The sequence below is a fragment of the Pantoea sp. S18 genome, assembly GCF_045689705.1.
Classification (GTDB): domain Bacteria; phylum Pseudomonadota; class Gammaproteobacteria; order Enterobacterales; family Enterobacteriaceae; genus Pantoea; species Pantoea symbiotica.
Genome location: NZ_CP142688.1, coordinates 1,631,961 through 1,654,650 on the forward strand (window position 1 = coordinate 1,631,961; position 22,690 = coordinate 1,654,650).

General features: G+C 53.1%; 24 protein-coding genes. 9 read left to right on the plus strand and 15 right to left on the minus strand.

The genetic code is table 11. The annotated features are described in order from the left end of the window. Positions 1-40: 40 nt before the first annotated feature. On the plus strand, positions 41-214 hold the full coding sequence (locus tag VIJ98_RS07505; protein WP_258144915.1) for a hypothetical protein: 174 nt from the start codon (positions 41-43) through the stop codon (positions 212-214). Here VIJ98_RS07505 and VIJ98_RS07510 read toward each other — a convergent pair. Then, positions 211-1,359 (minus strand): beta-glucosidase, encoded by a 1,149-nt coding sequence (locus tag VIJ98_RS07510; protein ID WP_323273140.1) that lies wholly within the window; start codon positions 1,357-1,359, stop codon positions 211-213. The two genes, VIJ98_RS07505 and VIJ98_RS07510, sit on opposite strands and share 4 nt — an antisense overlap. Before the next feature lie 160 nt (positions 1,360-1,519). Between VIJ98_RS07510 and VIJ98_RS07515 the strand changes: the two genes are divergently transcribed. Continuing rightward, on the plus strand, positions 1,520-2,983 hold the full coding sequence (locus tag VIJ98_RS07515) for a phosphatidylserine/phosphatidylglycerophosphate/cardiolipin synthase family protein (RefSeq protein ID WP_154192225.1): 1,464 nt from the start codon (positions 1,520-1,522) through the stop codon (positions 2,981-2,983). A 31-nt stretch (positions 2,984-3,014) separates the two neighbouring features. Here VIJ98_RS07515 and mdoC read toward each other — a convergent pair whose 3' ends face one another. After that, entirely contained in the window at positions 3,015-4,139 is a 1,125-nt protein-coding gene (gene mdoC / locus VIJ98_RS07520) for a glucans biosynthesis protein MdoC (RefSeq protein ID WP_323273142.1), read from the minus strand. A gap of 278 nt (positions 4,140-4,417) precedes the next feature. Between mdoC and VIJ98_RS07525 the strand changes: the two genes are divergently transcribed. The 3 genes from VIJ98_RS07525 (at position 4,418) to VIJ98_RS07535 (ending at position 8,869) form a co-directional block, all read left to right on the plus strand. Next, complete coding sequence (locus tag VIJ98_RS07525; protein ID WP_175501680.1) at positions 4,418-5,953, plus strand: glucan biosynthesis protein G; 1,536 nt, start codon at positions 4,418-4,420, stop codon at positions 5,951-5,953. Next, complete coding sequence (gene mdoH, locus VIJ98_RS07530; protein ID WP_154152757.1) at positions 5,946-8,495, plus strand: glucans biosynthesis glucosyltransferase MdoH; 2,550 nt, start codon at positions 5,946-5,948, stop codon at positions 8,493-8,495. Before VIJ98_RS07525 ends, mdoH begins: the two co-directional genes overlap by 8 nt. A 134-nt stretch (positions 8,496-8,629) precedes the next feature. Then, on the plus strand, positions 8,630-8,869 hold the full coding sequence (locus tag VIJ98_RS07535) for a YceK/YidQ family lipoprotein (protein ID WP_008103136.1): 240 nt from the start codon (positions 8,630-8,632) through the stop codon (positions 8,867-8,869). Positions 8,870-8,875: 6 nt separating this feature from the next. Here the strand turns inward: VIJ98_RS07535 and VIJ98_RS07540 are convergent, their stop codons facing one another. From VIJ98_RS07540 to VIJ98_RS07550, 3 genes are all read right to left on the minus strand, one after another. Then, on the minus strand, positions 8,876-9,271 hold the full coding sequence (locus VIJ98_RS07540; protein ID WP_008103134.1) for a MysB family protein: 396 nt from the start codon (positions 9,269-9,271) through the stop codon (positions 8,876-8,878). A 119-nt stretch (positions 9,272-9,390) separates the two neighbouring features. Next, a complete protein-coding gene (locus tag VIJ98_RS07545) occupies positions 9,391-9,657 on the minus strand; it encodes a hypothetical protein (protein ID WP_008103132.1) in 267 nt (88 codons plus the stop codon). Between the two features lie 558 nt (positions 9,658-10,215). Continuing rightward, positions 10,216-11,139 (minus strand): Kdo(2)-lipid IV(A) acyltransferase, encoded by a 924-nt coding sequence (locus tag VIJ98_RS07550; protein WP_008103130.1) that lies wholly within the window; start codon positions 11,137-11,139, stop codon positions 10,216-10,218. Between the two features lie 267 nt (positions 11,140-11,406). On the opposite strand from VIJ98_RS07550, the gene VIJ98_RS07555 reads away from it, so the two are divergent. Continuing rightward, positions 11,407-12,462, plus strand: a complete 1,056-nt coding sequence (locus VIJ98_RS07555) for a rhodanese-related sulfurtransferase (protein ID WP_154152751.1) — start codon at positions 11,407-11,409, stop codon at positions 12,460-12,462. Positions 12,463-12,506: 44 nt separating this feature from the next. On the opposite strand, the gene VIJ98_RS07560 is transcribed toward VIJ98_RS07555, so the two are convergent. The 10 genes from VIJ98_RS07560 to mdtH all read right to left on the minus strand — a co-directional run bounded on the left by VIJ98_RS07560 (position 12,507) and on the right by mdtH (position 20,227). After that, the gene (locus VIJ98_RS07560) at positions 12,507-13,082 is read right to left on the minus strand and encodes a YceI family protein (RefSeq protein WP_008103126.1); all 576 of its coding nucleotides are present in this window, start codon (positions 13,080-13,082) and stop codon (positions 12,507-12,509) included. Position 13,083: 1 nt separating this feature from the next. Next, positions 13,084-13,656, minus strand: coding sequence for a cytochrome b (locus VIJ98_RS07565; RefSeq protein WP_323273150.1), 573 nt, complete (start codon positions 13,654-13,656; stop codon positions 13,084-13,086). 292 nt (positions 13,657-13,948) lie between these two features. After that, positions 13,949-15,064, minus strand: coding sequence for an N-methyl-L-tryptophan oxidase (gene solA, locus VIJ98_RS07570; protein WP_323273151.1), 1,116 nt, complete (start codon positions 15,062-15,064; stop codon positions 13,949-13,951). Between the two features lie 106 nt (positions 15,065-15,170). After that, positions 15,171-15,425 (minus strand): biofilm formation regulator BssS, encoded by a 255-nt coding sequence (bssS, locus tag VIJ98_RS07575; protein WP_008103119.1) that lies wholly within the window; start codon positions 15,423-15,425, stop codon positions 15,171-15,173. A 278-nt stretch (positions 15,426-15,703) separates the two neighbouring features. After that, positions 15,704-15,973, minus strand: coding sequence for a hypothetical protein (locus tag VIJ98_RS07580; protein ID WP_008103116.1), 270 nt, complete (start codon positions 15,971-15,973; stop codon positions 15,704-15,706). Positions 15,974-16,116: 143 nt separating this feature from the next. Then, on the minus strand, positions 16,117-16,362 hold the full coding sequence (dinI, locus tag VIJ98_RS07585) for a DNA damage-inducible protein I (protein ID WP_007893661.1): 246 nt from the start codon (positions 16,360-16,362) through the stop codon (positions 16,117-16,119). Between the two features lie 68 nt (positions 16,363-16,430). Beyond that, positions 16,431-17,477 (minus strand): dihydroorotase, encoded by a 1,047-nt coding sequence (pyrC, locus tag VIJ98_RS07590; protein ID WP_323273156.1) that lies wholly within the window; start codon positions 17,475-17,477, stop codon positions 16,431-16,433. Positions 17,478-17,612: 135 nt separating this feature from the next. After that, positions 17,613-18,176, minus strand: a complete 564-nt coding sequence (locus VIJ98_RS07595) for a lipoprotein (RefSeq protein WP_008103112.1) — start codon at positions 18,174-18,176, stop codon at positions 17,613-17,615. A 111-nt stretch (positions 18,177-18,287) separates the two neighbouring features. Beyond that, positions 18,288-18,935: a glutaredoxin 2 gene (grxB, locus tag VIJ98_RS07600; protein ID WP_154152731.1), complete on the minus strand. Its 648-nt coding sequence runs from the start codon at positions 18,933-18,935 to the stop codon at positions 18,288-18,290. An 89-nt stretch (positions 18,936-19,024) separates the two neighbouring features. Next, on the minus strand, positions 19,025-20,227 hold the full coding sequence (mdtH, locus tag VIJ98_RS07605) for a multidrug efflux MFS transporter MdtH (RefSeq protein WP_008103107.1): 1,203 nt from the start codon (positions 20,225-20,227) through the stop codon (positions 19,025-19,027). 245 nt (positions 20,228-20,472) lie between these two features. On the opposite strand from mdtH, the gene rimJ reads away from it, so the two are divergent. The 3 genes from rimJ to VIJ98_RS07620 are packed head-to-tail and all read left to right on the plus strand — an operon-like array spanning position 20,473 to position 22,645. After that, complete coding sequence (gene rimJ / locus VIJ98_RS07610) at positions 20,473-21,066, plus strand: ribosomal protein S5-alanine N-acetyltransferase (RefSeq protein WP_008103106.1); 594 nt, start codon at positions 20,473-20,475, stop codon at positions 21,064-21,066. A 15-nt stretch (positions 21,067-21,081) separates the two neighbouring features. After that, positions 21,082-21,723, plus strand: a complete 642-nt coding sequence (locus VIJ98_RS07615) for a DUF480 domain-containing protein (protein WP_323273160.1) — start codon at positions 21,082-21,084, stop codon at positions 21,721-21,723. A gap of 1 nt (position 21,724) precedes the next feature. After that, positions 21,725-22,645, plus strand: coding sequence for a Gfo/Idh/MocA family oxidoreductase (locus VIJ98_RS07620; protein ID WP_323273163.1), 921 nt, complete (start codon positions 21,725-21,727; stop codon positions 22,643-22,645). Positions 22,646-22,690: the final 45 nt, after the last annotated feature.

The following is a 22,690-nucleotide window of genomic DNA, read 5'->3' on the forward strand; positions in this document are numbered from 1 at the left end:
AGGTCAGCACCGGGAAAAGGAAGCCTGCAAGGAGATGTCGATGGAATCCAGAGATGACAAACTGATCGCCATAATTGGCCTGCTCTCCGCCTGTTTAATTGGCGTGGTATTTCTCTTCACTATGACCTGGCTCACCGACGTACGTCATCCGGCTGATCCTTCACTTGATGTGCAAACCTGTCCGCAAAAACCAACCACCACGCAACAGTCTTAGCTTTTTGTCTGCCAGTTCTGCCACTTAATCTGTTGACTGCGCAACTCCAGCGCCAGCGCCTCATGCAAGGTGCGATTGCCATTGGGATCGCCGAGGCCGAACAGCGCGCCCGGTGAACGCCGATCGTCGGCCCACGCCGGATACTCCACCACCGGATAGAGCGAAATTCCTTCCAGCGCCACACCCTGATCCAGCGCCAGACGCGCTTCTTCACTTATGTGACGCAGCCAGGGCGCACGCGCATCACCTTCAGCGCCGGTTTCAGCCAAAATCATCGGGCGCTGATAGCGTTGCCAGCACTGCATTAATAAACGGTGCAGCGGTTGCCGCGTTGGATGGTCGAGCGGAATGGTTTCGCCTGAGAAAAACCAGTGATTGTCGGGATAGTAATTGAGACCCAGAATATCGAGGAAATCCGCGCGGCCACCCAGTTCCGGCGCATCGCGTCCGCCAATCCAATCCCAGGCCTCAAATTGCGCCTGATGCTGCGCGTCGGCGTAGGGTTTGCTGTCGGGATTATCGGGATCTGTCGCCACTTGTACCAGCGGATCGGTCAGCACAAAGCGGGCATTGGGATATACCTCACGAATGGCGTGCATCGCCGCCAGCGAGGCGCGCACCAGTTGGCGCTTCAGCTCGCGACCGCGATCGCTGGCGTAGGGATCGAGCCAGGAAACGTCCGCGCCGGCCCACGACCAAAATGAGATTTGGTTAATCGGCGTGAAAAAGGGCTGTTCGATGCCTTCATCGCGCATCAGTTGCGCCATCGCGCGGGCGAAGCGTTCGAAGTGATCGACAAAGCTGGCTTTCCAGATATCCAGGTGATCGGGATAGCCAAAGTGCGCCAGCTCCCAGATAATCTGCATGTCGTGACGCGCTGCGGCATGCACCATCGGCAGAAAGGTGCGCCAGTCATATGCGTTGGGCACGGCTTCAATCAGATGCCAGCGAGCGCCATCGCGCGCGGTGTGCAAACCTTCTTGCGCTAACGCGGCATAATCTTTTTCCAGCAGCATGTCGTGGCCGCTGCTGATCACCATATCGAGCCGACGTCCGCCTGCACGACAGGCGGTTGAACAGGGAAAACTGCCCTGAAAGAAACTGCGGAACAGCTGAGGGTGATGGCGCAGGGATTGCTGAGTCATAATCCTCTCCTCACGGTGAACGCCGGATGCAGAATGCAGAACGCCTGGCTAAGTCTAGACTAAATTGACGGTGCGCCATCGGGCAGAAAAGGAAGCCTCCGATTGCTTGTTAGCGCATTGATACCAACAATAATAGGTCCACAGCTTTCAGGGATTCACTATGAGTGAAGCAGCAACTTCTTTGCCGCCTGAGGAACATTCGGGCAATGGGCTAAAACCGAGTGTTGAGGCGCGTTGCGCGCGGCATCCCGGCATGAGCGGCATTCATCCGCTTAACGATGGATTGGACGCTTTTGCTGCGCGCTATCAGATGATGAGCATGGCGCAGCACAGCATTGATGTGCAGTATTACATTTGGCACAACGACATGTCCGGCCGCTTGCTGTTTAGCGCGCTGCTGGATGCCGCCGAGCGCGGAGTGAAAGTGCGACTGCTGCTGGATGATAACAACACGCCGGGTTTGGATGAAACGCTGGCGGAACTCGATCGCCACGCCAATATCGCCGTGCGCCTGTTCAATCCGTTCTCGTTCCGCACCTTGCGCGCGCTCGGTTATCTCACCGATTTTTCCCGCCTCAATCGGCGCATGCACAATAAAAGTTTGACGGTGGATGGCGCGGCGACGCTGGTGGGCGGGCGCAATATCGGCGACGAATATTTTGGCACTGGCGATGAGCCGCTGTTTACCGATCTCGATGTGCTGGCGATTGGTCCGGTGGTCGACGAAGTGACACAGGATTTCGAACGCTACTGGCGCAGTAAAGCCGTTTCGCCGCTGCGCAAGGTGGTTGATGTGAGCGGTGATGCGCATCAGGCGGTGCGCTTGCCGCAAGAGTGGCAGCAGAGTGAAGCGGTGGAGCGCTATCTGGCGCGGCTGGAGCATTCGTCGTTTATCAGTCAGATGGAGCAGGGCGAGCTGGAGATGACGTGGGCGGAATCGCGTCTGCTGAGCGACGATCCGCGTAAAGGGCTCGGCAAAGCAAAACGCCGCAGTTTGCTGCCTCAGCGCATGCTGGAAGTGATTGGCACGCCGCAGCAGCAGTTCGATATTATCTCGGCCTATTTTGTCCCGACGCGTGCTGGCGTGGCGCAACTGCTGGCGTTGAAGCGGCGCGGGGTGAAGATTGCGATACTCACCAATTCGCTGGCGGCGAATGACGTCACGGTGGTGCATGCCGGTTATGCGCGCTGGCGCAAAAAACTGCTGCGCCACGGTATCGCGTTGTATGAACTGAAGCCGCAGGACAATCCGCAAAGCGCGCCACACGATCGCGGCATCACCGGTAATTCGGGTTCCAGTTTGCATGCCAAAACCTTCACCGTCGACAATCGCAAAGTGTTTATCGGCTCGTTTAACTTCGACCCGCGTTCCGCCATGCTGAACACCGAAATGGGTTTGGTGATTGAGAGTGAAACCCTGGCGCAGCAAACCCATCAGCGCTTTATTGCCGGCATGCGCGATCGCGCATGGACGCTGCGTCTGGATAAGTGGGGACGCGTCAATTGGGTGGAGTTTGCGAACGAGCAGGGCGAAGTGGTGCATAAACACGAACCGCAGTGCACGCTGCTTCAGCGCTTGCTGGTGCGGCTGGTGTGGCGTTTGCCGGTTGAGTGGTTGCTTTAGATAAAAGGGCCAGCTTAGCTGGCCCTATTTTTTATTTGCGTTGCGGCTTACCGGAGAATAGGAAGCGCAGCAGCGGAATGCGCAGATGGATTTCGTACAGCGTAAACGCCACGCCAAACACCATCAGCAAGCCGACGAAGAAGCCGAGCGTGTCGCTACCAATGTGCGGCGTGATGTAGATGCCGTACAAAATGGTCAGCGGATGGTGCACCAGATAGATAAACAGCGAAGCATTCACCAAATACATAATGCGCGGTGAATGGCTGTTCAGCAGCTTATGCCCGAAGCTAAAACAGACGTTTAGCATGCACAAACCCATCAGCGTCGAAATGATTATATCAATCTCGTACAGCCAACCTTCACCGCTGCTGTAACGCTGATTCAGGCTGTAAGCAATAAATACCGCGATAGCGCCAAAGCACATCACCGGATTAAAGCGTACAAACAGCGCCTTCAGCGCCTGATGCTTCCAGCTCAGCGCGCCCAGCATAAAGAATGGCAGGAACATCAGCATTTGCATCACGGCAATGCTGAACAGGCCATCAGCAAAAACGGCCGGGACGAAATAAAACAGCACGCGTCGGAAGGCGCACCAAATCAACGCATAAATCAGCAGCGCCAGCGTCAGTTTACCCCAGCCAATTTGCTGATAATTGATGTCGCGCTGCTGCTTGTTCAGCCAGCGAAACGCCACCATACCGAGCGTGGTCAGAATCACCAGTACCAGTAAAAACCACAGATGCGAGATTAACTCCCACATCAGCGTGTTGTACTTGTCGTACAGCGAGAAACTGCTCCAGTCGCCGATTTTATCGGTGAGATTTTTGGTGATGAAAAACTGCGGCAGCGTGATCAGCGGAACGGCGGTCAACATCGGGATACCGACACGCTCCAGACGCACTTTCAACCAGCGCTGTGGCTGGTAGCGTAAGTAGAGCATGTAGGAAAAATAGCCTGAGATAACAAAGAACACCTGCATGCGGAAGGCGTGAATAAAGTCATTCAACACCGTCAACCACATCGATGCGTCATGGCTGTTCACAGCCCATTTTTGCGTGGAGTAAATCAGGGAGACGTGAAAAGGCACGCCTAATAACATTAAATATGCGCGAATCGAATCGAGGAAATATTCACGTTCGGGTTTTGCTGAACTCATAATCTTCCAATAGTCAGTTTACTTGCCGGTTTCACCCTGAAACCGGATTATGCCGAAGGAAAATTCTACCGGCTGTAAACAGGGTATACTATCAGGTGAATCTGTATGTGATTTTGCGGGGTTTAATTATCCTAAAAGCACACTTTCAGCTTACAAATCAGCGGAACAATCTATTACATACGCTGTCGGAAAACCGAATAATCCTTTAAGATAATCGGGTTTGATCTAAGCACACGAAAGGGGGGGATGTGCTGAATAATGTGAATAATAAAGTGGGACTGGTAAAGATGCGCTGGGTAGGCGCGGCAGTTCTGCTGGCTATGTATGCCAACAATAGTTGGGCGTTTAACATTGATGATGTTGCAAAACAAGCCAAGGCGTTGGCAGGGAAAAGTTTCGAAGCGCCAAAAAGCAATTTACCCTCTCAGTTTCGTGAAATGAAGTTTGCTGACTATCAGCAGATCCAGTTTAACCACGACAAAGCTTATTGGGGCAAACTGCGCACGCCGTTTAAGCTTGAGTTCTATCATCAGGGCATGTATTTCGATACGCCGGTGAAAATTAACGAAGTGACGGCGTCTTCAGTACGTGAAATTAAATATAACCCTGACTACTTCAATTTCGGCAACGTAAAACACGATGCTGATTCAGTCAAAAACCTCGGCTTTGCTGGGTTTAAGGTGTTGTATCCTTTAAATAAAAAGGGCAAAGACGACGAGATCACCAGCTTCCTCGGTGCCAGCTATTTCCGTGTGATTGGCGAAGGCCAGGTGTACGGTCTTTCGGCGCGCGGTCTGGCGATTGACACTGCCTTGCCGTCCGGCGAAGAGTTCCCGCGCTTTAAAGAGTTCTGGATTGAACGTCCAAAACCGCAGGACAAACAGCTGGTGATTTATGCGCTGCTGGATTCGCCACGTGCGTCCGGTGCCTATCGCTTCATCATCAAACCGGGCAAAGAATCGACGGTTGATGTGCAATCTAAAGTTTACCTGCGTGATAACGTCGGCAAACTGGGCGTTGCGCCGTTGACCAGTATGTTCCTGTTTGGTGCTAACCAGCCTTCGCCGGTGACCAACTTCCGTTCAGAGCTGCACGATTCGAATGGTCTTTCGATTCATGCCGGTAACGGTGAGTGGATTTGGCGTCCGCTGAATAACCCGAAACATCTGGCAGTCAGTACCTTTACCGTAGAGAACCCGAAAGGCTTTGGTCTGCTGCAGCGCACGCGTGATTTCAGCCGTTTCCAGGACCTCGACGATCGTTACGATCTGCGCCCAAGTGGCTGGGTTGAGCCGCAGGGTGATTGGGGCAAAGGTCGCGTTGAGCTGGTAGAGATTCCAACCGCGGATGAAACCAACGACAACATCGTTGCGTTCTGGACGCCGGAAAAACTGCCTGAGCCAGGCAAAGAGATGAACTTCCAGTATCGTCTGCACTTCACCCGTGACGAGAATCAGCTGCACTCCGATGATATCGCTTGGGTGAAAGACACGCTGCGCTCTGCCGGTGATGTGAAGCAGTCGAATCTGGTACGTCAACCTGATGGTTCTATCGCCTTCACCGTGGATTTCGTTGGCAAAGCGATGAGCAAGCTGCCGGAAGATACGCAAGTGGCACCGCAGGTGAGCGTGGGTAATAACGCTGACGTGGTTGAGCAGAGTGTGCGCTACAACCCGGTGACCAAAGGCTGGCGTCTGGTGTTGCGTCTGCGTGTGAAAGATAACAAGCAGCCGACTGAGATGCGTGCGGCGCTGGTGAGCGGCGACAAGACATTGACGGAAACCTGGAGCTATCAGCTACCTGCCAATGAATAAATCGATATTTCTACCTCAATCTTACGTGGAGGCTCTGCCGCTTGATGCGGCAGGGCGCGCCCGTCTGAGCGATTCGCTACAGAATGCGCAGGCGTTCCACGCTATTCATACGTCGCTGGGGCAGGATAACGCCGCCAGCGAGCGCCCGGATGATGCGCCGCTGAAATCGGTGTCATCCCGTGTGCAAATGGCCTGGCCGGACTCTTTGGCGGATGGTCAGCAGCTCAGCAAGGATTATCTCGATCGCACCACACTCAAGGCGATGCCGAAAGTGAAGCGTTCGCTGATGTTCCCGGAGATCTGGCGCACTAACCCGATTGCACGCGCATGGGATTCCCTGCGTGGCCAGAAATCCACACCGCGCTATGCCACCGTAGAAGAGCAGAAAACCGAAGATAAGTGGCGCCATGTTGGCTCCATGCGTCGTTACGTGCTGCTGATTCTGACGATTTTGCAGACCGTGGTGGCAACCTGGTACATGAAAACCATTCTGCCGTATCAGGGCTGGACGCTGATCGATCCGATCGAGATGTTCAACCAGAACTGGCTGCAGTCGGTTGAGCTGATTCTGCCGTACATCCTGCAGACCGGGATTCTGTTCCTGTTCGCCATTCTGTTCTGCTGGGTTTCTGCCGGTTTCTGGACCGCGCTGATGGGCTTCCTGCAGTTGCTGATTGGTCGCGATAAGTACAGCATTTCGTATTCGACCACCGGCGATGAACCGCTGAATCCGGAACATCGTACCGCGCTGATTATGCCGATCTGTAATGAAGACGTAGAACGTGTGTTTGCCGGCCTGCGTGCGACCTGGGAATCGGTCAAACGTACGGGCAACGCCGAGCACTTCGACGTCTACATTCTCAGCGACAGCTACGATGCGGATATCGCCATCGCCGAACAGAAAGCCTGGATGGAGCTGGTACGTGATGTCGGTGGCGCGGGCAAGATTTTCTATCGTCGCCGTCGTCGTCGTGTGAAGCGTAAAAGCGGTAACATCGATGACTTCTGCCGTCGCTGGGGCAGCAATTACAGCTACATGGTGGTGCTGGACGCCGACAGTGTGATGAGCGGTGAGTGTCTTACCGGCTTGGTGCGCATGATGGATGCTAACCCGAACGCCGGTATTATCCAGTCTTCGCCAAAAGCGTCAGGCATGGATACGCTGTATGCCCGTTGTCAGCAGTTCGCCACGCGCGTGTACGGTCCGCTGTTCACCGCCGGTCTGCACTTCTGGCAGTTGGGTGAATCACACTATTGGGGCCATAACGCCATCATTCGTGTGCAGCCGTTTATCGAGCACTGTGCGCTGGCACCGTTGCCGGGTGAGGGTTCCTTCGCCGGTTCGATCCTGTCGCATGACTTCGTTGAAGCCGCGCTGATGCGTCGTGCCGGTTGGGGCGTGTGGATCGCCTACGATCTGCCGGGCTCCTATGAAGAACTGCCGCCGAACCTGCTGGATGAGCTGAAGCGTGACCGCCGTTGGTGTCACGGTAACCTGATGAACTTCCGTCTGTTCCTGGTAAAAGGGATGCACCCGGTTCACCGTGCGGTGTTCCTGACGGGCGTAATGTCTTATCTCTCTGCGCCGTTGTGGTTCATGTTCCTTGCGCTGTCTACTGCCTTGCAGGTGGTGCACACGCTGATGGAACCGACCTACTTCCTGCAACCACGCCAGCTGTTCCCGGTGTGGCCGCAGTGGCGTCCGGATCTGGCTATTGCCTTGTTCTCAACCACTTTGGTGCTGTTGTTCCTGCCGAAGCTGTTGAGCGTGGTGCTGATTTGGTTCAAGGGAGCGAAACCTTACGGTGGCGCCATCCGCTTGTTCTTCTCGCTGATTCTGGAAATGCTGTTCTCGGTGCTACTGGCGCCGGTACGCATGCTGTTCCACACCGTGTTCGTGGTCAGTGCATTCCTCGGCTGGGAAGTGGTGTGGAACTCGCCGCAGCGTGATGATGATGCGACGCCGTGGAGCGAAGCTTTCCGTCGTCATGGTTCACAGATGCTGTTGGGTATCGTGTGGGCGGGCGGAATGGGCTTCCTCGACCTGAACTTCCTGTGGTGGCTGTCGCCGATCGTCTTCTCGCTGATCCTGTCGCCGTTTGTGTCGGTGATGTCGAGCCGTGCAACGGTAGGGCAGAAGAGTAAGAACGCTAAGCTGTTCCTGATCCCAGAAGAGTATGAACCACCAAAAGAGCTGGTCGATACCGATCACTACCTGCAGATCAACCGTCAACGTGCGCTGAAAAATGGCTTTATGCATGCGCTGTTTAACCCGGCGTTTAACGCGCTAGCGACGGCGATGGCAACATCGCGTCATAAGCAGAGCGATTTGCTGGACCATGCGCGTGACCGTCGTGTTGATCAGGCGCTGAGTGATGCGCCAGAGAAACTGAACCGCGAGCAGCGTTTGCAGCTGATCAGCGATCCAGTGGTGCTGGCGCGTGTGCACTCACGCCTGTGGGAAAGCGCGGACAAATATCATCAGTGGGTGGAAAGCTATCAGAAGCTGAAGCTCAATCCAGAGGCGCTGCCACAGCGCTAAAGATGAGAAAGTGAAAAGCGGCAGAGATGCCGCTTTTTTTTCGCCCGGATTATGACGCAATCTTTACGCGTCAGGAGTAGGTATTTCACCTCACAGGCAGTTAAACTAACGCCAGTTCATTGTGAGTAAATGTTGTGAATTATTTCCTGAAAATAACCGCGCTTAGCGCCGCCATTCTTCTGCTCACTGGTTGTGGCAGTATCATCAGCCGCACCTTTCCCGGACAAGGTCACGGCAATCAATACTATCCTGGCGTGCAGTGGGACGTTCGTGACGGACCGTGGCGTGTGCTGACCATTCTCGATTTGCCGCTATCGCTGGTCATGGACACGCTGTTACTGCCCGTGGATGCCAGTCACGGCCCGTACGAATAAGCGTTATTACAGATTGTCAGAAGGGCTGTTATCGTCTTCCCACTCTTGCGCCGCCGCTTCGCCTTCTTCAAGGTCACGCGGAGGTTCCAGCTGGAATTCGCCTTCATCCCATTCATGCAACGTATTTTCTGCCTGCCACTCCTGACGCAATTCGACTTCATCAAAATCGCCGTCAAAAATGGCCTGTGCGGCTTCTCCGCTGGAGATCGGCAGGCATTCACCCTGGCCATCCTCTTCAGCGAAAAACTCGGCCTGCCACATAATGTCGCCATCCTGCATCACATACTTCTGCAGGGCAAACTGGCTGACGCTGGCATCTTCTTCAGCGATCTCAGGTTGGCTGGCAAGGAACTCTTCGCGAGCGGCTTCAATGGCTTCTTCAAGGGTGCTAAACAGGCTCATCATCAACTCCATGTCTGTAAAAAAGGGATTTCACAGAAGGATAGACGAAAAATCGTGAAGTGCGGGGCGCAGAGGAAATATCGGTTGGGCGGTTGCATGAAATTCAACCGCCCAACCGGTCAGGCTATTTTCTGAGGAAAGTGTAATACCGGACGCACAGATTCATGAATAATTGGAGCAGAGTAACGAATACAACATTTAATACAGGGCTTAACCTTTTTGAAATTAATACGCGCGGTTGATAATGCCTGATTTAAATTATACAGAGTGCCGATAAAAACCATATCCTCCTTTACGGGTAGCCGTTTGCACTCTTTCCGATGCAGAAGATGATAACCTTCCTGATCGGTACTGATCGTCACGTAGTAGTAGATGCCTTTATTCATATAATATTTGTCCTGAGATATATTTGCTGTGTGTAATCTTTTTATATTTTTTTAAAGTGAACTTAATGTTCTAACTGACATCACGAAATTAACTGGATTCGAATTTGCCGACAAATTCCATAAGGATATAAAGACGCGGTTTTTTTTCGCAAAAAGGAATATAGGGATTTTTATTAAGACAATACCTTGTTTACTAAGTTAATTTTACTGCATTGATAAGCGAGGCCGAAGGGTTCAGCAAAATTAAATAGGAATAGCCCTGGATGTTGGGAAAAACAGGTCCGAAACGGCATATTTTGATTAGTAAATATTTCCGATTAACCTGCGGCAGAATCAAATACTAGCGCAGTTTTTTGCCGGCGCATCGCCTTGAAAGATTAATTTCTTGCAAAGATATAGCTAAGAAAGAAGGATTTGATGGGTTAAGAGTGGTGCTAACTGAACAATTAGCCCAAGCTCAGGCTGGACCGATTAGCTGATTAATAACCGGATAAAATCACGTAATAAGGTAAATTTCTGCTGAAGGGCGTGGGGCGCGCAATCATGCCCCACATCACATTAATAAACCGAAGGCTCACCTTGCGGACGGGTTTTAAAACGACGATGCAGCCACATATATTGCTCTGGAGCCAGTAACACCGTCTCTTCCACCACTTTATTCATCACTACAGCGGTCTCAAGTTCAGATTCCAGAGTAAATTTATCACGGATATCAGGCATCATTTTCAGCTCATAGCCGCGTGCGTTTGGCAGACGTCGCGCCAGGAAAGGCACCACGCTAGGATTTGCCAGACGAATTAGCATATGCGTACCGGTGGTTGTCGCCGCGTCCTGAACCGCAAAGAAAGGCGCAAATACGCTGCTGCGCGGGCCATAATCATGATCCGGTGCATACCAGATAATGTCGTTATTCTTCATGGCGCGAATCATGCCTTTCAGATCTTTGCGGTCCAGCATGCTTTTATTGGAACGCATGCGGCCCCAGGTTTGCAGCCAGTCGATGAGCTTATTGTCGTTCGGACGATACACGCCAATGCCTGGGTTATGCATACCAAATACCCGCGCGCCCAATTCCAGAGTCAGAAAGTGCATACCAATTAATAATATGCCCCGCTTCTCTGCCAGCGCGTTAGCAACATGTTCCAGGCCGCTGGTGGTGACCCATTTACGGATGCGCCAGTCTGGCCAGAACCACGCCATGCCGGTTTCAATCAGTCCCATGCCCACCGATTCAAAGTTGTGCTTCACCATCGCGTCGCGTTCATTAGTCGGCATGGTGGGAAAGCACACTTCCAGATTGCGCTGCGCCACTTCAACGCGACGTTTCATGAAACGCATGGCAATGCGACCCAGTCCACAGCCAATGGCATGCAACACCGGATAGGGCAACAGCACTAACAGGTAGAGAAAACCAATGCCGAGCCAGGTCAGCCAATAGCGTGGATAGAGGAGTTCACGGGTGAGTTTGGGAAGTTGAGTCATGGAAATGTCAGTATCCTGCGTCTTATGCCAGAGAGTCCGGTTTCTGTAATTTTTTGTCATTATGCCATTTTTTCATTCTGGCTGAAATCAAGCATAGACCGTGGACGGCTATCTGGCAGCAGGTATGCGCACGAAAACGCAATTGTGTCGCAGAAATGCGCCTGTAATTGCACTCGTCAGGCTTATCACACCAAAATTTTTGTATCCGGCAGAATTCGGGTATCATACGCGCGCTAAATTTCTCTGATTGCTAACAGGACGAACACCATGCCAGTGTTACATAACCTTGTTTCCAATAAAGAGCTGAAGGAACGTATGTTGGCGGAAACCGAACCACGTACCACAGTCTCTTTTTATAAATACTTCCAGATTGCCGATCCTAAAGCCTTCCGTGATGCCCTTTACGTTGAGTTAACCAAACTCAAGGTGTTTGGTCGCGTCTATGTCGCGCATGAAGGTATCAACGCACAAATCAGCGTGCCAGCCAGCCGCTACGAAAAGATGAAGGCAGCCTTGTATGCCTTTGATGCAGCGCTGAATAACCTGCGCATGAACATTGCGCTGGATGATGACGGTAAATCTTTTTGGGTGCTGCGCCTGAAAGTGCGTGAGCGCATTGTGGCGGATGGGATTGAAGACAATAGCTTCGATGCCAGCGATGTCGGCGCTTACCTGAAAGCCGCTGACGTTAACGCGATGCTCGACGATCCGGATGCGCTGTTCGTGGATATGCGTAACCACTACGAATATGAAGTGGGGCGTTTCGATAAAGCCATGGAAGTGCCGGCCGATACCTTCCGCGATCAGCTGCCGATGGCTGTTGATATGCTGCAGGATAAGAAAGACAAAAAGATTGTCATGTACTGCACTGGCGGCATTCGGTGTGAAAAGGCCAGCGCCTGGATGAAGCACAACGGCTTCAATGATGTTTATCACATTGAAGGTGGGATTATTGAATACACCCGTCGCGCGCGCGAGCAGGGCTTACCGGTGCGTTTCAAAGGCAAAAACTTTGTCTTTGACGAACGCATGGGCGAACGCATTTCCGACGATATTCTTTCCAGCTGTCATCAGTGCGGCACGCCTTGCGATAGCCACACCAACTGCATCAATGATGGCTGTCACTTGTTGTTCATTCAGTGCCCAAACTGTGCTGAAAAGTACAACAACTGCTGCAGCCCAATCTGCATGGAAGAGTCAACGTTGTCGCCAGAAGAGCAGCGCGCACGCCGTGCGGGCCGTGAAAATGGCAACAAGGTGTTTAACAAATCACGCGGTTTGCTGAACATGACGATGGCGATTCCCGCGCCAGATAAAAAATAAGCGCAAAACAGCCTGAAGTCAGCGGACTTCAGGCTGCATTTGGTTTACTTACGCACGCCTTCCACCGAAATAATCAGTTCAGCTTTCTGCGATGCCGGGCCAAGATCTTTGCTGATGTTGAACTCTTTCAGCACGATTTCACCGCTGGCTTCAAATCCTGCACGATAGCCGCCCCACGGATCTTTGCCTTCTCCCATCAATTTTGCATCCAGCGTCACGGGCTTGGTCACGCCATTCAGCGTCAGGTCGCCAGTGATTTTGTAATCCTTGCCGTCTTTCTTCACCGCGGTAGAAGCAAAGGTCGCCTGCGGGAACTTACCGGTGTTGAGGAAATCCGCGCTGCGCAGGTGTTTATCACGTTCAGCATGGTTGGTATCGAGGCTGTTAGTGTTGATGGTCACGTTGACTTTATCTGCTGCAGGATTGGCTTCATCAAACGTGAAGCTGCCGTCAAAATCTTTAAAGGTACCGTACAACCAGCTGTAGCCCAGATGCTGAATGCGGAATTGAACAAACGCGTGCTGGCCTTCCTTATCAAATTTATAGTCAGCTGCGCTGGCCGTCAGGCTGGCGCTCAATAAGCCGGCCGCTGCTACTGCCAATAATGTCTTCTTTAGCATGTTACTTTTCCTTTTCAGAGGTTAACGGGATGCGGTAACCCAACATCCTTTTCAGTGTCACATCACGGTCGATAAAATGGTGTTTCAGGGCTGCCAGCGCGTGCAGTGCAGAGAACAGCACCAAACCCCACGCCAGCCAAAGATGAATGTCGCCCGCCACATCCGCTTGCTGCGCGGCACCGCTGAACAGAGCGGGAACCTCAAACCAGCCAAATACTGAGATCGGTTTACCATCGGCGGTGGAGATGAGATAACCGGTGAACAGCAGCACAATTAGCAAGCCGTATAACATCCAGTGTGCGGCAGTGGCACCGCGCCGAACGGCGGGGGAATAGCTCGACAACGGTTTGGGTGGCGGTGAAATAATTCGCCAGCCGAGGCGCAGCAGCAGCGCAGCAAACAGCAGGATGCCGATGCCTTTATGAATTTCTGGCGCGTCGTGATACCAGCCGTCGTAATAACCCAATCCGACCATCCACAAACCCAGCGCAAACATGCCGTAAATAGCCAGCGCCATAAGCCAATGCAATAAAATGGAGACAGCGCCGAAATGCTGTGTGGAATTACGCCACATATAAAGTTCCAGGAATGAAATAAGTGGCAATGAGCATCTACATTTTGCAATGAAAGATCAATTAACCTTACTTTTCTATAAAGTCGAAAATCATCTTCGGAATAAATGAGGATTTAATTAAATCTCAGTCAGGATAATTGAAGGGATGACTTAAAACATGTGGGCTATTGCGGGGTATTGCATATTGACTACACCAAATGCGGCATATCGCTGCATTGAATGTTTATTTAGGTAATTAAATGTCAACATGCGTCAATCTTGCCGGCGCGGAATGAGCGCCGGCATCTGCGCATCAGTTAAATCGCGCGAGTGAGAAGGGCTTAATATCGAAAGAGAATGGTTTGTTCTGGGCAAATTCACTGGCAAGTTCACCCAACACGCTGGCGAATTTGAAACCATGCCCGCTTAAACCGGTGATGATCAGGCGATTTGGCTCACCGGGCAGCGTATCGATTATGAAATCTTCATCCGGCGTATTGTCGTAGCTGCAGGCTTCGCCATGCAAACAGACGCCCACGCCCGGCAGGAATTTACGCAGGAAGTTAAAGGACTCGTTACCATCCACCGCGATGCTGCCAAAAGGTTTGCGGTCTGCCGGCGTTTGCATCAACTGGCCGCCATCGTGACGTCCCACTTTCAGCGCATTGTTATCCGCTGGGAAGCCATAGAAGTGGCTGCCATCGCTCATCTCTACGGTAAAGCCGGGGAATTTGTTGTTTTCGCTGTAGCGGCCATCTGCCTGATACCAGGCAAAAACTTTACGCACGGGCGCAACCGGCAGATCGGCGACCAACTGGCTAACCCATGTTCCGGCGCTGACCAGCAATTTACGCGCGCGGAAAATGCCATCGCTGGTAGTGACCTGCTGCAGATCGCCATCGCGACCAATTTCTGTCACCGGACAGTTAAACAGCTGCGCGCAGCCGGCTTGTTCTGCCAGCTGCACCCAGCTGCGCACCGCTTGCTCGCATTTGAGGAAACCGGAGTTAGGTTCGAACACGCCAATATAGCCATCCGGCACCATGAACTGCGGCCAGCGCGCGCGCACTTCATCGGCTTGCAAGATTTTCACATCCAGCTGCCATGCTTTGGCGCTATCGATGACATTTTGAATAAAGGAGGATGTAATAGGCGCTAAGTTGAGGATGCCGCTACGATGCATGATGCGCTCGCCGCTCTGGCGTTCCAGTTCATCCCACAGCGTCTGCGCGCGCAGCACCAGCGGCACGTAGCGTTCACCTTCGCCATAAGCATGCCGAATCAGGCGGGTTTCGCCATGATGCGTGCCCTGGCTGTGCGGGGGATGGGCGCTATCAATCATCAGGACCGATAAGCCAGCCTGGGTGGCGTAAAACCCGGCTGCTGCGCCTACCGAACCGCTTCCCACCACAATCAGATCATAAACCATAACGACATCACTCCAGCAAAACGGCGAAATTTTTCAATAGCATATCAAAAGAGAGCGCCCATGAAAAAGGCACCCTGTTGGGTGCCCTTTCACGCGATAGTAGAAATTAATGCTTTTGATTGTCGCGTAGGTACTGCTCGGTAGACTCTATTTTTGCAATGCCAGCTTCTAGTAGAGAGATGAACTGTCTGGCTACATCGGTAGTCAGCCAGTAGGTCGGGCCCACGTCAGCTTCTTCTTCTTTCTGCCCCTGCGAGGAGAGCGAGTGCAGGCGAATCATCATGGCGTCATAACTGTCTACGGTGCTGATGTCCCATCCTACCAACGGATGAGTCTGGATGACGTCTTTATTTCTGTCCATTATAACCTCCGTATTACTCGTTAAACGAAGTGCTTCTTGAGGTTCAATGCGGCTGTATCGTGCACTAGCGAAACAATTATAACATGAAATAGCGGGTACAATAGTTAAAAGGTATGACGAACCTAATCTGAGTGAAAATAAACGCGCTTCACATTGACGTTATGACGAATAATAAAATGCCCGAAACGTCAGGCATTTTATTGGAAATATTACTGGCGGTAGTTACGAAATTATCGGCTTTTATAAGAGAAAACTTTAGGCCGAAAAAAGAGAATCTTTTAGGCGTGTGGCTCGCTCGGCAGCAGGCCGTGACGCTTCTGAATCTCTTCCGCCAGCCGGGTAAAATGCTGCTGTAACTGCTCGTCATGGTTCTGGTTTTGCGCTTCCAGCGTCAGGTTGTGGACCAGCAACTGATTGGCGCGATCGTCGAGACAGAAGGTCAAGGTGGCAAACGCATTTTCTAATACGGTTAAGCGGCGCTGTTGCTCAGCAATAAATGCCAGCAACTCTCCGAAGGTCATCGCCTCTTCTGGTTTTTCAGTAGTCATGTAAAACACCTCCTGTAAGCATGACGAGGCAAGAATAGGGGATCGTTTAACATGAGTCTAGATGCAGGAAGTTTTTCTGGCGAGAGTGAAATAAAAACAAAAAAGCCGGGTGGCGAAACCCGGCAAAAACGGCACAGTGGCTGTTAATCGTTATTAAACCAGTCGTCAGCGCTTTCCCAGGTTTCTTGTAACAGTTCGCTGATGCGTTCACGTGACTCTTTGCAGCCACCAAACACGCTAAGTTGGTTGCCGCCGGCATAACGCACTTTGACGTGATGATCGTCGTCAGGGAAATCCTGTGTAATGCGACGAACCAGTTCGATGCTGAGTGCATCAAGTGCACCTGCAGGAAGGGGCGAAGTTTTTGCTACGGTAATTTCAACACGCATAGAAGCCTCCGGAATAATATACTGTTTATTTGTACAGTATAATTATCCCGAAGGCAAGCAGCAGAAAATTATTCTTTGATGCGCCAGTTCAGCGTTTCACCGGCAAGGAAAGGCACCAGCGTGTCATCCGCCAGGGCAATGCTCTCTTCAACCTGCCAGGATTCACGCACCAACGTCAAAGTGCCTTCATTCAGCGGCAAACCATAGAAGTTCGCGCCATTTTCCGAGCAGAAGGCTTCGAAATGCTCCAGCGCATTAAGCTCCTCAAACACCGTGGCGTAAGCAGGCAATGAGGTCGGCGCATTGAACACACCGGCGCAGCCGCAACTGGCTTCTTTCAGGTGACGCAGATGTGGCGCGGTATCGGTCCCGAGGAATACGCGACGATTACCGCTGGCGACCAGTTTACGCAGCGCTTCCTGATGAATATTGCGCTTCAGAATCGGCAAGCAGTAGAGATGGGGACGCACGCCGCCCACCAGCATGTGGTTGCGGTTGAACATTAGGTGTTGTGGCGTAATGGTGGCGCCCAGCAGTTCGTTACCGGCAGCCAGATATTCTGCTGCTTCTTTGGTGGTGATATGTTCCATCACCACTTTCAGCGCCGGGAACTGTTTGCGCAGCGGTTCCAGCACGGTTTCAATAAAGCGAGCTTCGCGATCAAAAATATCGATATGAGAATCGGTCACTTCACCATGCACCAGCATCGGCATGCCGATCTGCTGCATGCGCTCCAGCACCTTCGCAATCGCGGCGATATTGGTGACGCCGTGGCTGGAGTTGGTGGTGGCGTGCGCAGGGTAGAGCTTGGCAGCAGTAAAAGTGCCGTCACGGAAGCCGCGCTCGATCTCATCAGGATCGAGTGAGTCGGTGAGATAGCAGGTCATCAGCGGAGTAAAAGCATGCTCAGCAGGTAACGCGGCCATAATGCGCTCGCGGTAAGCCACGGCAGCGGCCACGCTAATAACCGGTGGAACCAGGTTTGGCATGACAATCGCACGACCATTTACTGCGCTGGTATAAGGCAGTACGGCGTTGAGCATCGCGCCATCGCGCAGATGGATATGCCAGTCGTCAGGGCGGCGGATGGTGATTTGCTGAGGTTGGGCTGTCATTCAAAAAGACTCCGGCTGAGAAGAAAACGAGAGGCACGTTTAGGCCGGGGAGTAATCATAAGGATGTGGGCAACCGTTTGCACGGGATTTTATTGTGACAAACAAAAACCGCACCCGAAGGTGCGGCTGCGCGGATTAATCAGTAAACGGAATCACCAATTGTCCCGGTTTCACTTCTATCCCTTTAGCGAGTTTCTTCGCCAGCGCTTCGCCTTTGCTGCGGTCTGCGCTCAGCACGTAGGCGGGTTTCTCATTGAAGTAGCGCTTCAGCGACTCATTGAGATAAGGCGTAAGGGTTTTCATGATCGACGCCATTTTTTCTGGCTGCACCTGCGCATCGACAATCTCCATATCATGCAAATAAATCGCGCCTTCCTGTGCGTTGTAAACCGGCTGCGCCTTCATCTTCAGCAGCATTTCGGCCTGCTGCGGGCCAAACAGCGAGCTGACATTGATATTGGCTTTACCCGAGAGGGTGATTTTGCCGGGTTCTTCACGGCCAATTTGGCTGTTGAGATCGCTCAGCACAATGTGCGCATTCACCAGCCCGGAAACACCGATGTCTTTTTCGAAGTTATTGCGCTTTTGCAGCGCCTGATTCACTTCCTGTTCGCTGATGGTGTATTGCGTCAATTGGTTACAGCCGCTGAGTAGCACGGCAAAAAGCAGGGCGACAAGCCCGGTAAACGCCTTTTTCATATAGTCCTCATCCTGATCGAAACGGCAAAACAGCGATAGCCTGCCTGAATCAGCGGCACCTGTCACCAGGAGAGAGATGAGAAGCGCCGTAGCGCCTCTCGTGGATGAGGATTATGCGGCGATGGAGGAGAGCAGATTGACCTGAGTTTGTTTCGCCATATTATCGCGATAATCGGCAACGCGGCTTGGCCATTCAATGCCGTTGACCAGCGTTAAGGAGCGCAGCAGCGGGAACAGATGAATGTCATCTTCTGAGAGTTCTCCATTGACCGCATTGGGCTTGACGATCAGCTTATCGAGCTGGCGCAAATCGTCGCTGATGTTTTTGATTAAGCCCGGCGCGTGTTTCCGCAACTCGCTGAAATCGCCGACGCTGGCCTGCTTCTTCTCGCTAAAGTAACTGCGCGCTTCCGGCGTGGCGAATTCGGCAAAGGAGGCATCGGCAATGCGCGGTAGCAGCAGCTTATTCACGTAGCCATTTACATGGCGCAGCCAGTCGCTAATCGCCGGATTGCTTTTGCCATTGAGCAGCGGCTCGTGATCGAATTTGTCCACCAGCCGCACAATATCCATACTTTCCGGTACCGCGCTGCCATCAGCCTTTTGCAGAATCGGCGCCATTTTCTGGCCGATCAGTTTTTTCGGTGTTTGCTCGTCGTCATTCAGCATAACGATGAGTTCTAACGGCAGATTTTTTAAGCCGAAAATCATGCGTGCTTTGACGCAGAAAGGGCAGTGATCGTAGATGTAGAGTTTCATCCCGTTTCTCCTGTGGTTCTAAGGGTGACGGAGGTCACCCTTTTTTCGGACGTGCGGGAAGTATGGAAGAGATCTGTGGCAGGGGCAAACTAGCTGCTGAAAATCGCTGGCGCCACCGAACGCGGCTGGAACTGCCACCACAGCGCCAAAAGGGTGATCATGCCGACGCTGCTCAGCAGCATCCACGGCAGTTCCGGCAGCGCCCATTGCTGGCCCATATCGAACATCCAGCCGCCACCGGAGTAGCCGATCAAGCCGCCAATGGCGAGGCCGAGACGGCTGAAGCCCATATAGCTACCGCGTGCGCGGGAGCTGGCGAGCGAAGCGCTGAGTGTCTCACGCGCCGGTTCAGCAATGATCGAGCCGAGATAAAAGATGGCGATCAGCATAAACAGCGACGGCAGCGAGTCGGTCATGCCAACCGGCAGCAGACTGAACGTCATCAGGAACAAACCGGCCATCAGACGCGTTTCCAGGCGGAAGCGTTTTTCGCTCCAGCGTGCCAGTGGATAGAGCAGGCTTAATGACAGCAGCGCTTCAATGGCGTACATCCACTTCACCGCAGCAGGCGCACCGGCCACCTGATTCACCATCACCGGCAGCATCAACATCACTTGCACGGCGAGAATGTAGTAGCCGGTCAATGTCAGCACATACAGGCGAAAACGCTTATCCTGCCAGACGCGTTGCATCCCTTCACGCATCGCAATGCGTTCTGTCGAGATACGCCACGCCGGTAACCAAATGGCGTTGAACAGCGCAGCAGCGACAAACACCGCCGCGCCAACCCAGCACACCAGGCGGAAATCCCACGCCAACAGCCAGCTGCCAATCAGCGCGCCCAGCACCGCTCCGGCACTGTCCTGCATCATCAGCAGGGAGAAGAAGCGGCCGCGATCGCGTGCGCGCACCAGTTTCATCACCAGCGCGCTACGTGGCGGATCAAACAGCGTGCCGCCAAGACCGGAAAGCAAGCAGGCGAACCACAGCAGCCAGGGTTCATGCGCCAGCGCCATGCAGGCAAAACCCGCCGCACGCATTAACATGCCGGTGACGATCAGCGGACGCGCACCAAAACGGTCGGCAATCGCACCGCCGAAGATGCCGAATCCCTGTTGGACGAACTGCCGCAAGCCAAGCGCAATGCCGACCATCAACGCGGCCCAGCCCAGCTGTTCGACAAAATGGATGGAGATGAGAGGAAATACCACGAAAAATCCCATCACAACCAGCATGTTATCCACTAAAAGAAATGTTTTACCGAGGCGTCGTGCCCGCGCAACCCGAGACATGCTAATTCCTAAGCAAGTGAGAGGAGATAAGAGACCAATTGGTCTATTTTCCGCCTGCTCAGGGGCGAAAAACAGCTTTCTCAGGATGATATTTTTTCATCGAATCCGCAGAAATATTAATCCTAAATCAGGATGAATCCGGATGAACGTGTTCAAGGGTTTTACCGCAAGCGGGGTGACGGTTATAGTGAGAAGTATCGCCGCTGGCGTACATCTTTCTTAAGTTATGGATTTCAGGAGTCATGATGTTTGGCTATCGTTCTGCTGGCCCACGCGTGCGCCTCACTACCGATCGCTTAGTGGTGCGTTTAGTACACGAACGCGATGCCTGGCGATTAGCGGATTATTACGCTGAAAATCGTGCGTTTCTTAAGCCGTGGGAACCGGTGCGCGACGAGAGCCACTGTTATCCTTCCGGTTGGCAAGCACGCCTCGGACTGATCGCTGACATGCATAAACAGGGCTCAGCCTACTATTTTGTGCTGATGGACCCGGAAGAGACCGAAGTGCGTGGTGTAGCCAACTATAGCAACGTGCTGCGCGGATCGTTTCACGCCTGCTATCTCGGCTATTCGCTGGGCGAGAAGTGGCAAGGTCAAGGATTGATGTTTGAAGCGCTCACGACCACCCTTCGCTATATGCAACGTCAGCAGCGCATTCACCGCATTATGGCAAACTACATGCCGCATAATCAGCGCAGTGGCGATCTGCTGGCGCGCCTCGGATTTGAAAAAGAGGGCTATGCCAAAGATTACTTATTGATTGATGGGCGCTGGCAGGATCATGTCCTGACTGCGCTGACCTACCGGGAGTGGACCCCGGATCGCCGTGGACAATAAAAAAGGATTACCCCAATGAAAATGGCTTTATCCGCGCAGGCGCTGCGCGTAATTGGATGCCTGCTGGAGAAGCAGGTCACCACGCCGGATCAATATCCGCTCTCCCTTAATGGCGTTGTCACCGCCTGTAATCAGAAATCCAACCGCGAACCGGTGTTGAATCTCAGCGAGATGGAGGTGCAAACGCAGCTCGATGAGCTGGTGAAAAAGCATCTGGTGACCTCCAATAATGGCTTCGGCCAGCGCGTCAGCAAATATGAACAGCGTTTCTGCAACTCCGCTTTCGGCAACTTGCAGTTGAGCAGCGCTGAAGTCGCGGTGCTGACTCTGTTGTTCCTGCGCGGCGCCCAGACGCCGGGCGAACTGCGTACCCGCAGCGGTCGACTGCATGAATTCAGCGATATGAATGAAGTCGAGCAGACGCTTAACGGTTTGACCACGCGCGATGATGGTCCAATGGTGGTGCGCCTGGCGCGCGAACCGGGCAAACGTGAAAGCCGCTATATGCATCTGTTTGGCGGCGAAGTGGTGGAAGACGCGGCCAGCGCAGAAACCTCAAGCGACAATGACGATTTAACCGCGCGTGTCGCGCAACTTGAAGAAACGGTTGCTCAGTTGCAGTCGCAACTGCAACAGCTGCTGCAAAAGGAGCTCTGATATGACGCTGCGCATTGGCATTGTAGGTTTAGGCGGTATCGCGCAGAAAGCGTGGCTGCCGGTGTTATCGCAGGCCAGCGGCTGGCAATTGGCTGGCGCTTTTTCGCCGAATCAGGCCAAGGCACAACCGATTTGCGATAGCTATCGCATACCCTATTTTGGTCAACTGGATGCGCTGGCCGCAGCCAGCGATGCGGTATTTGTTCATAGCAGCACCGCCAGTCATTACGAAGTGGTCAAAGCGCTGTTGCTGGCGGGCAAAGATGTGTGCGTCGATAAACCGCTAGCCGAAACGCTGCAACAGGCTGAAGCGCTGGTGGCGCTGGCGGACAAGCATAAGCGTAAGCTGATGGTGGCATTCAACCGCCGCTTTGCGCCGCGTTACCAGCAGCTAAAAAATGACATGCCACGCGCGGCCTCGCTGCGTATTGAGAAGCATCGCGCGGATAGCGTTGGCCCGCACGATCTGCGTTTTACCCTGCTGGATGATTATCTGCACGTGGTTGATACCGCGCTGTGGCTGGCGGGCGGCACTCTGACGCGCGAGTTGGGACATATCGAGACCAATGACGATGGCGCGATGTTGTACGCCGAACACCATTTCACCGCCGGTTCGCTGCAAATCACCACCAGCATGCATCGTCGCGCCGGGACGCAACGCGAAGTGGTCAGCGCCATCTGTGACGGTGATTACATCGAAATTAACGAGATGCGCGACTGGCAGCAGGAAAACCGCAGCGGCATCGTGCGTGATGTGCCGCCCGCGTGGCAAAGCCATCTTACCCAGCGCGGTTTTAGCGGCGCAGCGCACCATTTCATTCAGTGTGTTGAAAATCAGACGATGCCTGAAACCAGTGGCGAACAGGCGCTGGCGGCGCAGCGTCTGGTGGAAAAGTTGTGGCGCGATGCCGAACGTGAATAATCCCTTGTAACACTCAATGCTGGTCATTTCCCGCCGTGTCAGTAG